Raw genomic sequence first — 12986 nt, 5'->3', positions numbered from 1 at the left:
CAGCCTGAAGCGGGTGGTTGCTCAAGTGTCCCTCTTGTCCCCAATCACCTGGGCTGGCGCCGGAAGCCGCGGCGCGGCCGGTCTCGCCGGTTTCGGCAGCAGGCGGCGCACGGCCGGCGCGGCCGCCACATCGTTCCTGGCGGCGAACAGCTCGTGGTTCTTCTCGATGTCGTCGAGCTTGTAGCGATAATTGACCATCAGGCCATGCGCCTGACGCAAGGCGCGGGGCGACAGATCGCCGAAAAGGTCGATGCGCTCCAGCCGCGCGCCATTGCCGAGATGGAACCGGGCGACCGGGTCGATCACCTTGCCGGAGGCGGTGCGGGATTCGAGGAAATACTGTGCCGCAAGAGGAAGCAGCGCCGGGCCGACGCGGTCGCGAGCGGCAGCGTCCGCATGCCAACCCTCGACGGCGACGAGCTCCAGCACTTCGGCGGCGGAGGGGATGGTTTCGGCCTGCTCGGCCAGCCAGCGGGCAAAGCCCGGCACTGGCGACAGCGTGACGAAATCGGTCAGGCCGGGAAGGTCGCGGCGTAGATCCTCGACCACCTGCTTGATCAGAAAATTGCCGAAGGAGATGCCGCGCAAGCCCTCCTGGCAGTTGGAGATGGAATAAAACACCGCCGTCGTGGCCTGCCGTGGTGGCACCGGCGGCCGCTCGTCGGCGAGCAGCTCGGCGATCGTCGTCGGCATCGCCCGGGTCAGCGCGACCTCGACGAAGATCAGCGGCTCGTCGCCGAGCTGCGGATGAAAGAAAGCATAGCAGAGCCGGTCGGCCGGCTCGATCCGGCGGCGCAGATCGTCCCAGGTGTGGATGGCATGCACCGCCTCGTAGCGGATGATTTTTTCCAGGATGTTGGCCGGCGTCGACCAGTCGATCCGCCGCAGCACCAGGAAGCCGCGGTTGAACCACGACGACAGCAGGTGCGTGAAGTCGGCATCGACGATGGCGAGATCGGGCGATGTGGGCAGCCGGGCAAGCAGATCCTCGCGCATGCGCACCAGCGTCTCGATGCCGCCGGGCGCCAGGTTCAGACGGCGCAGGAGCTCCTGCCTGGCCGGCTCGGCGGCGTCATGCAGGGCAAGTGCCGAACGATCGTCCGGCGTGGCGCGATAGGCATCCACCGCGGCGGCAAGCCTGGCGTGATCGGTGCCGAAACGATCGCGCAGCACATGCAGGAAAGCCAGCCTGCCGTCGGCGCCGAGGGTGCGCCAGCGATCGAGTATTTCTCTTGCATAGGCGACGCCCGATGCCTCGCCCTGGCTGGAAAGCAGACGGACGCACAGACGTGCCAGGCTGTCGGCCGAAACCGGCTCGTCACCGCGCACGAGGTTCAGCATCATCCGGCCGCGGTCGGCGATGGTGTTCAGCAGGTCAGCGAAGAAAGGGCTGCGGTTCATCGATCCGACCGTCGAAGAGGAGCCTGCGGGAGGGTCCGGAGAGACATGAGGGTGAGACAGAGAATATGGATGGTAGTTTTGGATATGCCAATAAGATCGCCAAAAATGGACAAGGCCATTTTGGCTGGGGATCGCATGTCACGAGCACAAGCGCACCGGCGTCGGCCAACGAATTCCTGACCGGCTGGGAGAACAGCGCGTGCCGGTGACGGCTCGCCGGCAGCGGCAGCGTCAGCCGGCCACCTGGTCGGCCGCTGTCCTGATCGCCTCGATGTTCGCCCGATAGGCTTCGACGCTGTCGCCCTTGAAGATAGCCGCACCGGCGACCAGCACGCTGGCGCCGGCGGCGGTGACCAAAGGTGCTGTTTGCGGCGAGATGCCGCCGTCGATCTCGATTCGGATCGGCCGATTGCCGATCAGCGCCTTCACCCGCTTCACCTTGTCGACGACCTCCGGGATGAAGGCCTGGCCGCCAAAACCCGGATTGACGGTCATGATCAGGATCAGATCGAGCCGGTCGAGCACATATTCGATCGCCGTTTCCGACGTCGCCGGGTTGAGCGACACGCCGGCCTGCTTGCCGAGGTCCCTGATCGTCTGCAGCGAACGGTCGAGATGCGGCCCGGCCTCGGCATGCACCGTCATGCCGTCGCAGCCGGCTTCGGCAAACGCCTGCAGATAGGGATCGGCCGGCGCGATCATCAGATGGCAGTCGAAGAAGGTTTTGGTGCGGTTGCGGATCGCCTTGATCACCGGCGGGCCGAAGCTGATGTTGGGCACGAAATGCCCGTCCATGACGTCGAGATGGATCCAGTCGGCACCGGCCGCCACCACCGCCTCGACCTCGTCGCCGAGCTTCGAAAAATCCGACGCCAGCACAGATGGCGCGATCAGGGTCTTTTGAGCCATGTTCGCTTCCCGTTCTTGAGCCCGCCTTCGCCGTAATCGTCTCAGCGCTGCTTGTCGACAGGAATCCGGTGCCTGCGCAAAGGAGCGAGGCAGCGTTGGCCACCTCTCTCCCTGTTCAAGCGTCGCAATTTCAGTTCACCGGATGCAGCGGCCTGGCCAGTGGTGGCAGCAAGACCTTGCCGCTGCCTTGCTTCACTTTTTGCAGATTGGGCTTCTTCACAGGTTGCCTGGGCACGCAGTGTCCACGCAGCAGTTTTTCGGTTGCCCGGCAGGCGGTGATGATCAGCGGGTTCTTGACGCATGCCTTGCCGACCAGATGATAGCCGCGCTTGCAGTCGATAATGATGGAGGGCTTGCGCACACATCTCCCGTCGATGCGCTGTTCGTTGCGCTTGCACCTGTAGGCGATCACCGCATTGCGCACGCATTTCAGCCCCACCCGATGGTAACCGGGCAGGCAGTGGATGCTGACCCCGATGCACTTGCCGTTGACAAGCTTTTCGGTGCTGCGGCAGGCAGCCACGAGCGGCCTGTCGACGCATTTGCCACGGATAAGCCTTTGGCTCGGCAGGCATGTGCGGCCGGCATCGATGACGACCGGCGGAAGTTGCGGTTTGCCGGGATTGGGTGGCGTATCGACCGCCAGACCATCGGCATTCGGATCAAAATTGCGCTTGATGCAGGTAAAATCCTCCGTGCTGTTGTCGACAGTGGCGATCGAACCGTTCTGCTTGATCTCCTGCAGGGTGCACTGGATCGAGCGGGTTCTGACGATGCTGAACTCGTGTGCGGCGCTCGCCTTGAACACACCGCCATCATTGAAGGCGGCCGTCGTGTCGGTGAAGAATGCGCCGTTCGAGCAGCTGATGCGGTAGTGAAACGCACCCGGCGCCTCGCGCTCGACGTCGAACGCCACCTGGCCCTTGCGCGGGCAGAGTTTTTTGAAGCCAGCGCTGTCCGAGACAGTGACCTCGCCCTGCCAGTCCGAATGCGCCGGCGGGTTGTCGGGGTTGTCCTGAGGTGCGTCGGTGAAGCCGCCCCCACCCGCGCCGGTGCAATGGACGGTGATGTCCTTCCAGCCGTCGAATGGTTCGAACGGACCGTTGCCGACGATCTCGGTCTTGTACTGGAAATAGGCGGTGGCGCCGACATCCTCCCATTTCTCATAGGTGGCGAAATAGCCATTCTTGGTCGCGTCGTGTGACGCCCACGCCTGCTGCACCTCGGAGGTGATCGGCCGTCGTTCTTCTGGCGCCAGATGCGCATCGACACGGGCCCGGCCTGGTTGGCCTGCGCCCGGCTCGTGACCTTCAACGACGGGCAGACCGTACCGGGCGTCGAGCCGGTCTGGTTCGACTGGTAGGTGGTCAGGAACAGCTTGACGTTGTCCACGTCGAATTCGCCGAAATCATTGGCGACGTCCTGAACCGGCGGCTTGATGACGGGGTCGCAGACAATCTGGACGTCGAACGTTCCATGCTCGGCATAGTGCGAGTCGTACAGCGGATGGGGCCAGTTGCCGCCCTGGGCCTCGCTGACCGCATTGTCCATGTCGAGCGCCGTGTCGGTCAGTGCCGAGAAGCTTGCATGGAAGCTGTGCGTGAACGAGTAAGACTTTGTCGGCCCATCGGGCTGGAGGTGCTGATTGCACCTGGCGATGATCTGGTCGCCGTAAGGCACGACGGCGATACCGCTATCTGAGGACAGCGGCATGATTGAGGGGTCGAAGGAGAAATTTTGCTGGTGATCGTAGTCGCGGCTGACAGGCGAGGCGCTCCAGATCGGAGGAAACGCGCCGCACTGGCCCGGTCCACAAACGCCGAGCGCCACGCCGACGTCCTGCACATAGCCTGGCCACCGTGTGTTGAGCTTCATGTGGCCCCAGAACTGGACGTTGCCGCTTTTCAGCGTGTCCCATTTTTGCTTGTCGCTCGAGCCGACATGGATTGTCGTGTTGGCGCTTTCGGTGTTGAACGACATTGACTTGATGTTCGCCTGCTTGGCGAAGGCCGGTGTGGCAGCGAGCGCGGCTGCGATCAGGGCAGCGGTCGCCGCCGTGTTGCGGAAAGCATGCTTGGCTGAAGACATTTTCTCTTTCCCTGAAATGTTGCTTCACGGAGTTTGTCGCCGACCGCAGCGATTAGGTTCACGCGGCGGCTGAAACGGGTCCGACGGACGAAAAAACCCCGCCGGATTGCTCGGGCGAGGTCTTGGTGCTGGGCTGAGCCCGGGACCCTACTGGAGAGCCCGCGGCCTGCGCCTCGGCTGCTGCAGGATGTTGGGATTCAGCAACAGGTTCGGATTGATCTGCAGCGTCGGCGCCCTGCGGATCGGAGTGCAGTCCGGATACTGTCCGACTGTCCCGACCGGGCAGCGCCGCCTGATGATCGGCTGGCACCGGCCGTTGATCAGCCGTGAACCAGGCGCGCACTCCAGCTGCGCCCGGCGGCATGCGCCTCTGATCACCTCGGTCCCGCGCGGGCAGACACAGGCGCCCCGTTTGTTGTGAACCTGGCCGCGGATGGTGCACAGTTCAACCGTCGGTTGCTTGACGATCGGCAAGCAGGCCCTGCCCCTCAGTTCCGTCCGTCTCGGACAGACGCAATCGCCGCTCTTGGTGCGGATCTGGCCAGGCAGCAGCTTGCACAGGCGTGCCGGCGGCTCGTCGGTCGACACGCACCTGCGGTTATCCAGCTCGGTTCCGCGCGGGCAGACACAACGCCCGTCGGAGGTACGGATCTGGCCCTTGAGCAGCACGCAACGCTCCTTCGGTTTCGGTATGATGACCGTGCCGCCAGCCGACGAGCACTGGCCGTTGCGGAAAGTGGTGCCTTGCGGGCAGACGCAGCGGCCGGCGTCGTTCATGACGAGGCCCTGCGAGCACGCCTTCCTCCCCTCATTATTCTTGATGGTGAAGGGATGGCAGGCATAGGCCTTGCCGCGATCGCCCTGCACGCTGGTCAGGTCGCGGGAGAGCATTTTGCCCGCACCTCGCACCGGCGTGTCGGGCGACAGCACGCCGACACAGTTCTGGCCGCTGACGGCGCCCTGCAGATCGGCCAGGCGGCCGTCGTCGGGAATGATCGCGGTCACACGGTGAACGTGGCTTTCCCCGGCGCCGAGCGTCAGATTGGCGATGCAGGACGCAGGCAAGGTCGCCGGTTCCGGCGCACAACCGAAGGGCGGGTCGATCGAGGTGATCGCCACGCCTTCCAGCCGGCCGAGGCCTTCGACACCGATCGCATCACCAATGCGAACCGGACCGGAGAAGGCGTTTTTCCCATCATTCGCGATGGTCAGCTCGAACGAGCAGGGCTGGCCGATCCGGCACTCGGCATCGCCGGTCTTCTCGACACGGATGCTCGAGGCGCCGCCACCCTTGGCGCAGGCCCTGCCGATCGGATGGACGATGTCGTCTCCTGGCCCCGGACCGTAGGAACCGCGTGCGCAGTTCTCGAACACGCCATTCGCCGCAAGCGCCACGTCGAAGTGGCGGCTGGTTCCGGGCGTCATGACGGCGCCGGGAATCTGGCACGACAACGCATTGGCCGTCACCGTTCCGCACGTCCATTCCGCGCCGTCGGGCGTGACGGTCTGTATCTGGACGGGCGCGCCGCCAGCCACCAGCGTGGCGGCATCGTTGACCCAAACCGGACCGGTGGGGGCACTGGTGCCGGTGCTGATGACGGTGATGCGGCAGGTGACGGCCGCAGCACCGGCCAGCGCTCCGCTGCACAGTTTGGTGAGGCGCATGGCCGGCTTGCCGCTGTCGGAATGACGGATGCGTTGCCTAGCGCATGCCCTGTTGTTGGTGAGGTCGTTCTCGCCGGGGATGGCTTTCACCTCGGCGCAGTTCTCGACCGTGTTTGGCCGGTAGCCGGCCGGCATCACCGCCTTGACGAAGATTGGCGTGGAAGCGCCCGGCGAGAGCACGATGCCGGCATTGTCGCAACGGAACTGGCCGGGGCCGTTCGGTCCGCATGTCCATGGCGGGATCGGGCCGAAGCTCGACGATGCCGGCACGCCACCCGGATAGGTGTCGGTAACCGTCAGCGGCCCGTCGTAGCGGACGTTGCCGTTGTTGATGATATCGATCACGAAGGTGCAGACACCATCTGCCGTGCAGACCGGGGTGCGGGCACGCTTCTTCAGGATCAGATCGACCTTCTTTTCCACCGGCGGCCGGCAGTCGCGGTCCCGGTCGCCACGCCGGCAGATCGGGATCGAGGCGCAGTCGCGGTCGTTGTCGAGGCAAGGAGGCACGCCGCCGGGCCGCGGAAAATCAGGCGGATAGAAAGGCGGCAGGTAACCGCCGCCCGGTATCCGCTCATTGTAGCCGGCACGGCCTTCGCAGGGATGCCAGACTTCGACGTCGCCGACATGCCCTTCTGCCTCAGGGCCTTCTACCTCGGGGTCTTCGAAATAGCCGTCAAAGTCGACGAACCACGCGCCGAAAGGCGGCACGTTGGCCGGCTTGACCAGCGCCGTCGGCGTGATCTGCACACCGTGAACGGCGAGCGGCCCGCCGCCGGCAAGCCGTTCGGCAAGCGCGGGGTTGTCGCGCAACTTGTCTGCGGTCTTGACCAGCGTCTCGGTGCAGATGCTCGCGTCGAGATTGCCGTCGGCGTCATAGCCATATTGCAGGTCGAGGCCGCCAGCCGACTGCCGATTGTCTTGCGGGAAGCCGACCGCATAGTCCTGCGGCATTTCCACCCAGATTGATTCCGTCGCCGGATCGTCCGGGTTTTCGCGCCCGTAGCGGAAGACCTCGCCCGTGCCGGTATCGGCGAACCGGCTGTAGTCGTAGCGGTTTTCCACCGGGCCGCGCTGGGCCAGGTACATGAAGCCGCTGATGTCGAAAGCGATGTCGGTGACGGCGTTGTCGGCCTTGACCGTCAATTCCCAGCGCGGGTCGCCAGCAAAGCTGCCGTCGCGGGCAACGCCCACCGACCAGAGCTCGGCCTTTTCAGCGACGGAATAATAGAGGCGGCCGCCGTGATAGGCGACGGACCAGACGCGACGCTCATCCTGCGTATAACCCCAGCTGTCGGGATCCTCGCTGTCGAAGGCAGCATCCTCGACGTCCATCACCAAGCCATCGTCGGCAAGCGGGACCAGCCCGTGCGCCGGGCGTCCGGCAACGCCATGGTCGAACCTGTCGACCAGCGTGCCGTTGGCGTCGATGCGGTGGATGAGACCGGTGTCGAGGTCGCTGGCGAAGAACTGGCGGCGGATAGTGTCGAAGGTGACGTCGCCGATGCCAGGGCCGCTGTTGGTGTCGAGGTCGGCGAATTTGCTGACCTGGCCGGTGATGCCGTCGATCTTCCAGATCGTGCCCGGTCCGCCACCGTTCTCGGTGCCGAACTGGCCGTCCATGAAGGTGGCGCCGGCAGCACCGCGACGCTGCCGCTCGGGACGACCGTCCGCATCTTCGTCTGACGTGACGATGCGGACGCCATGCAGCGAGGTGGCGCCGGCATAGAGGGTCGCAATGCCCGAGGGAGCACCGTCGCGTACCCCGTCGTCATAGGTGATGCCGAACACCTGGCCGATCTGCCCGGCCGTCACTTCGAAGGGCGGCGGCGTGAAGACGAGTTGGCCGGAGGCCCGCCCGCCCAGCCTTGAAACGTCAAAGACGCGCAAGGTTGCGCGCGTCGTGTCGATAAAGGTTTCGTCGACCGGGTCGACGCTGGGCGGCAGGCCCTCCTCAGGATCACGAATGACGGTACCGGAAAATCCGGTCACGGCCATCGAGCCTGGATAGATGATCTGCGTTTCCTGCGCCTGCACGGCACCGCCAAGCCACAGGATGGTGGCGAGCGCCAACGCCGGAAAGCCGCTGGCCGGCTGCATCGCACGGCGCAAACGGCCAGCACGAGAGCGTACGAACGCGCCGTGGTCGCAAGACATGGAATTCCCCCCGCGGGCGACGGGAGAAACATCCGGTGTTTCCGCGCGAATCAGGGCAAGGCGCGACGTTCCGGCACGTTTCCCCTGATCGAATTTGTCTGCTTTCCTCGTAATCACGATATGCCGGCTCTTACGCATGGTCAACGCAACCAGCGGAACGCCTGGCATAGCGACCCACCCCGAAAGCGGTGGTCGCGCTGAGCCTGGATTTCCAGTCATGGCCTTTCCTTTCCAGGGCCGCACCACGCGGCGCATCTGGGTGTCAGTCGAGAACCGACGCGGAAAGGTTCATGGGCCGGAGAACCCTGGCCGGGCCGGGAAAAGGATGTGTTGGATGCCTTGCGCAGAATGCTTGCGCGCCGCGCAGCCTGTTCTTATATACGCGCCAAGCCGTTCGGCGTCGGAATGCCGGTTGCCGAAGCGGAATTTCTTGTGAACAGGGGCTTTCGTCGGAACGCCTGTACGGGTCCTGAGAGCCTGCTTAGCGGAGAGATTAGAAAAATGGCAAAAGTAATCGGTATCGATCTGGGGACCACCAACTCCTGCGTCGCCATCATGGACGGCAAGGAATCGAAGGTCATCGAGAATGCGGAAGGCGCGCGCACGACCCCATCCATCGTCGCCATCAACAGCGACGGCGAACGCCTCGTCGGCCAGCCGGCCAAGCGCCAGGCGGTCACCAATCCTGAAAACACCATCTTCGCGGTCAAGCGCCTGATCGGCCGCCGCTATGACGATCCGGTTACGGAAAAGGACAAGAAGCTTGTCCCCTACCAGATCGTCAAGGGCGACAATGGCGACGCCTGGGTCGAGGCCGGCGGCAAGAAGCAGTCGCCCAGCCAGATCTCGGCAATGATCCTGCAGAAGATGAAGGAAACGGCGGAAGCCTATCTCGGCGAGAAGGTCGAGAAGGCGGTGATCACCGTTCCGGCCTATTTCAACGACGCCCAGCGCCAGGCCACCAAGGATGCCGGCAAGATCGCCGGCCTGGAAGTGCTGCGCATCATCAACGAGCCGACCGCGGCCGCACTTGCCTACGGCCTCGACAAGAAGGAAGGCAAGACCATTGCCGTCTATGACCTTGGCGGCGGCACGTTCGACATTTCGGTGCTCGAAATCGGCGACGGCGTGTTCGAGGTGAAGTCGACCAATGGCGACACCTTCCTCGGCGGCGAGGATTTCGACATGCGTCTGGTCGAATATCTGGCGGCCGAGTTCAAGAAGGAACAGGGCATCGACCTGCGCAGCGACAAGCTCGCGCTTCAGCGCCTCAAGGAAGCGGCCGAAAAGGCCAAGATCGAGCTGTCGTCGACGACGCAGACCGAGATCAACCTGCCCTTCATCACCGCCGATGCCACCGGCCCCAAGCACCTGACGCTGAAGCTGACGCGGGCGAAGTTCGAGAGCCTGGTCGAGGATCTCGTCCAGCGCACGATCGAACCCTGCAAGGCGGCGCTCAAGGATGCCGGCCTGAAGGCCGGCGAAATCGACGAGGTCGTCCTGGTCGGCGGCATGACCCGCATGCCCAAGATCCAGGAGATCGTGAAGCAGTTCTTCGGCAAGGAGCCGCACAAGGGCGTCAATCCGGATGAGGTCGTCGCATTGGGCGCCGCCATCCAGGCCGGCGTGCTGCAGGGCGACGTCAAGGACGTGCTGTTGCTTGACGTGACGCCGCTGTCGCTCGGCATCGAGACGCTGGGTGGTGTGTTCACGCGGCTGATCGAGCGCAACACGACGATCCCGACCAAGAAGAGCCAGGTGTTCTCGACTGCCGAGGATTCACAATCGGCCGTGACCATCCGCGTCTTCCAGGGCGAGCGTGAAATGGCCGCCGACAACAAGGCGCTCGGCCAGTTCGACCTGGTCGGCATTCCGCCGGCGCCGCGCGGCGTGCCGCAGATCGAGGTCACTTTCGACATCGACGCCAACGGTATCGTCAACGTCTCGGCCAAGGACAAGGGCACCGGCAAGGAGCACCAGATCCGCATCCAGGCGTCTGGCGGCCTTTCGGACGCCGACATCGAGAAGATGGTGAAGGACGCCGAAGCCAATGCCGAGGCCGACAAGAAGCGGCGCGCGTTGGTCGAGGCCCGCAACCAGGCCGAGGCGCTGGTGCATTCCTCGGAAAAGTCGCTGAAGGAATATGGCGAGAAGGTTTCCGAGGCCGACCGCACGGCGATCGCCGATGCGATCGCGGCGCTGAAGACCGCTGCCGAAGGCGACGACGCCGCCGAGATCGAAGCCAAGACGCAGGCGCTCGCCGAAACCTCGATGAAGCTCGGCCAGGCCATGTATGAGGCTTCGCAGAAGGAAGCTGCGGAAGCTGACGCCAAGGCGGACGCCGCCAAGGACAGCGACGTGGTCGACGCCGACTTCGAGGAAATCAACGAGGACGACGACAAGAAGAAGTCGGCCTAAGCGGCCTGCCGGCAGGTTTAGGCGCATGACCACGAAATCGGAATCGATTTCCGGAAAGGATCATGCGCAAAAATCAAAGTGCTATAGCGTCCTTTGCGTGTCCAACAGGACGCGCGGCGCTGTAGTAAAGCCCGGCGTAAAGCCGGGCTTTTTTGCCACTCTGGCCGAAAAAGTGCGTGCCTGATCGAAAAAGTGCGGGCAAGCCCGTGTCAACACTGGCATCCCGGCTCCATCGCACCTAAATCGGAACAGCGTGCCGGCGAACGACGCAAAGTGCTTCAAGACGTTGAATATCCGGACTGCGGGAAAAGATGAAAGCTGATTTCTACGAAACGCTGGGCGTGCAAAAGGGGGCCGACGAGAAGGAGCTCAAGAGCGCTTTCCGCAAGCTGGCCATGCAGTTCCACCCCGATCGCAATCCCGGCGATCATGCCTGCGAGCACAAGTTCAAGGAAATCAACGAAGCCTACGAGACGTTGAAGGATCCGCAGAAGCGGGCGGCCTACGACCGTTTCGGCCACGCCGCCTTCGAACAGGGCGGCATGAACGGCGGCGCACACGGCTTCGGCGCCGGCGGTTTCGCCGACATCTTCGAGGATATTTTCGGCGACATGATGGGCGGGCGTCAGCGCCGTTCGTCAGGCGGACGCGAGCGCGGTGCAGACCTGCGCTACAATATGGAAATCACGCTGGAGGAGGCGTTTGCCGGCAAGACGGCGCAGATCCACGTGCCGGCATCGATCTCCTGTATGGAATGCTCCGGCAGCGGCGCCAAGCCCGGCACCCAGCCCGTCACCTGCTCGATGTGCAACGGCCACGGCAAGGTGCGCGCCACGCAAGGCTTCTTCTCGATCGAGCGCACCTGCCCGCAATGCCAGGGACGTGGCCAGACCATCAAGGAGCCGTGCGCGAAATGCGCCGGCCAGGGCCGCGTCACCGAGGAGCGCTCGCTGTCGGTCAACATCCCGGCCGGCATTGAGGACGGCACCCGCATCCGCCTCGCCAATGAGGGCGAGGCCGGCCTGCGCGGCGGCCCGTCGGGCGATCTATATATTTTCCTGGCGGTCAAGCCGCACGAATTCTTCCAGCGCGACGGCGCCGATCTCTACTGCAAGGTGCCGATCTCAATGACGACGGCTGCCCTTGGCGGTTCCTTCGAGGTGACGACGCTGGACGGCACCCAGACGAAGGTCAAGGTGCCGGAAGGCACCCAGAACGGCCGTCAGTTCCGCCTCAAGGGCAAGGGCATGCCGGTGCTGCGCCAGCACAATGTCGGCGATCTCTACATCCAGACCGCTGTCGAGACGCCGCAGAACCTGTCCCGCCGCCAGCGCGAGCTGCTGGAGGAGTTCGAGCAGCTTTCCTCGAAGGATAATTCGCCGCAGTCGAGCGGCTTTTTCGCCCGCATGAAGGACTTTTTCGAGACCTTCAGCGAGCGCTGATGGCGACTCTCGCCGATCGGATGTAGAATACAGCCGAGCGGAAGCTCCCCTAGCGTCATCAACACCTTATACCGGCGACCGCCTTGCCTTGAAGCCCGTAGCTGCTAAGTAGCCACTCGGGGGACCGTTCAGGAGAACTTGCATGGCACATGGTCCCGGACTGCGAAAGACGCTGGCAGAGAAGTTCGACGACGAACTGAAGTTCTTCAAGGGCTGGATCGACAAGCCGAAGGCGGTCGGTTCGATCGTGCCGACCAGTTCCATCACGGCCCGCAAGATGGCCTCCGTCGTCAACCCGAACTCGGGCCTGCCGGTGCTCGAAGTCGGGCCCGGCACCGGTGTCATCACCCGAGCCATCCTCGCCCACGGCGTAAAGCCTGAAAATCTCTACGCAGTCGAATACTCCCCCGATTTCGTGCGCCATCTGCGCCAGTTCTATCCCGGCGTCAACGTCATCGAGGGCGATGCCTTCAATCTCGATGCGACGCTCGGCGACAAGAGCGGCCTGACCTTCGATTCGGTCATCTCCGGCGTGCCATTGCTCAATTTCCCGGTCGAACAGCGCGTCGCCTACGTCGAAAGCCTTCTCGACCGCATCCCGACAGGCCGCCCGGTCGTGCAGCTGACCTACGGCCCGCTGTCGCCGATCCCGCCCGGCCGCGGCGACTACACGGTCGAGCATTTCCATTTCGTCATCCGCAACATCCCGCCAACGCAGCTGTGGATCTACCGGCGCGGGGCGCATTAGCTTTTCCGCGCAAATCTGTTCGGCGATTAGTGGAAACGCGCGTCACTTCGTCATCCACGGGAGCGTAGCGACGCAGCCCAGACCCGAGAATCCATGCCGGGACATCTGAGCACCGCAGCGGTACAGAATTCTGCTCCGCGGCACTCCGCGACCAAGGT

The 12986-nt window shown here is 64.0% G+C and carries 7 protein-coding genes; 3 read left to right on the top strand and 4 right to left on the bottom strand.

Going from position 1 to position 12986, the window contains the following annotated elements:
* Window positions 1–21 precede the first annotated feature (21 nt).
* From AC0L2B_RS29225 to AC0L2B_RS29210, 4 genes are all read right to left on the bottom strand, one after another.
* The gene (locus AC0L2B_RS29225) at window positions 22–1401 is read right to left on the bottom strand and encodes a malonyl-CoA decarboxylase (protein ID WP_473747840.1); all 1380 of its coding nucleotides are present in this window, start codon (window positions 1399–1401) and stop codon (window positions 22–24) included.
* 231 nt (window positions 1402–1632) lie between these two features.
* Window positions 1633–2310 (bottom strand): ribulose-phosphate 3-epimerase, encoded by a 678-nt coding sequence (gene rpe / locus AC0L2B_RS29220; protein ID WP_473747839.1) that lies wholly within the window; start codon window positions 2308–2310, stop codon window positions 1633–1635.
* Between the two features lie 130 nt (window positions 2311–2440).
* Window positions 2441–3532: a hypothetical protein gene (locus AC0L2B_RS29215; protein ID WP_473747838.1), complete on the bottom strand. Its 1092-nt coding sequence runs from the start codon at window positions 3530–3532 to the stop codon at window positions 2441–2443.
* Between the two features lie 1013 nt (window positions 3533–4545).
* A complete protein-coding gene (locus AC0L2B_RS29210; protein ID WP_473747837.1) occupies window positions 4546–8163 on the bottom strand; it encodes a hypothetical protein in 3618 nt (1205 codons plus the stop codon).
* A 558-nt stretch (window positions 8164–8721) separates the two neighbouring features.
* On the opposite strand from AC0L2B_RS29210, the gene dnaK reads away from it, so the two are divergent.
* The 3 genes from dnaK to pmtA all read left to right on the top strand — a co-directional run bounded on the left by dnaK (window position 8722) and on the right by pmtA (window position 12828).
* Window positions 8722–10638, top strand: a complete 1917-nt coding sequence (gene dnaK, locus AC0L2B_RS29205; protein WP_091591896.1) for a molecular chaperone DnaK — start codon at window positions 8722–8724, stop codon at window positions 10636–10638.
* Between the two features lie 311 nt (window positions 10639–10949).
* Window positions 10950–12080, top strand: coding sequence for a molecular chaperone DnaJ (gene dnaJ / locus AC0L2B_RS29200; RefSeq protein ID WP_023801455.1), 1131 nt, complete (start codon window positions 10950–10952; stop codon window positions 12078–12080).
* Window positions 12081–12222: 142 nt separating this feature from the next.
* A complete protein-coding gene (gene pmtA, locus AC0L2B_RS29195) occupies window positions 12223–12828 on the top strand; it encodes a phospholipid N-methyltransferase PmtA (RefSeq protein WP_473747836.1) in 606 nt (201 codons plus the stop codon).
* Window positions 12829–12986: the final 158 nt, after the last annotated feature.

The organism is Mesorhizobium sp. WSM4815 (assembly GCF_055811575.1).
This window is presented reverse-complemented; position numbering and strand designations above follow the sequence as displayed.

Coding starts and splice junctions, on each gene's coding strand:
- pmtA (WP_473747836.1), top strand. CDS start 12,223: ATGGCACATGGTCCCGGACTGCGAAAGACGCTGGCAGAGAAGTTCGAC.
- rpe (WP_473747839.1), bottom strand. CDS start 2,310: ATGGCTCAAAAGACCCTGATCGCGCCATCTGTGCTGGCGTCGGATTTT.
- AC0L2B_RS29225 (WP_473747840.1), bottom strand. CDS start 1,401: ATGAACCGCAGCCCTTTCTTCGCTGACCTGCTGAACACCATCGCCGAC.
- dnaJ (WP_023801455.1), top strand. CDS start 10,950: ATGAAAGCTGATTTCTACGAAACGCTGGGCGTGCAAAAGGGGGCCGAC.
- dnaK (WP_091591896.1), top strand. CDS start 8,722: ATGGCAAAAGTAATCGGTATCGATCTGGGGACCACCAACTCCTGCGTC.
- AC0L2B_RS29210 (WP_473747837.1), bottom strand. CDS start 8,163: ATGCAGCCGGCCAGCGGCTTTCCGGCGTTGGCGCTCGCCACCATCCTG.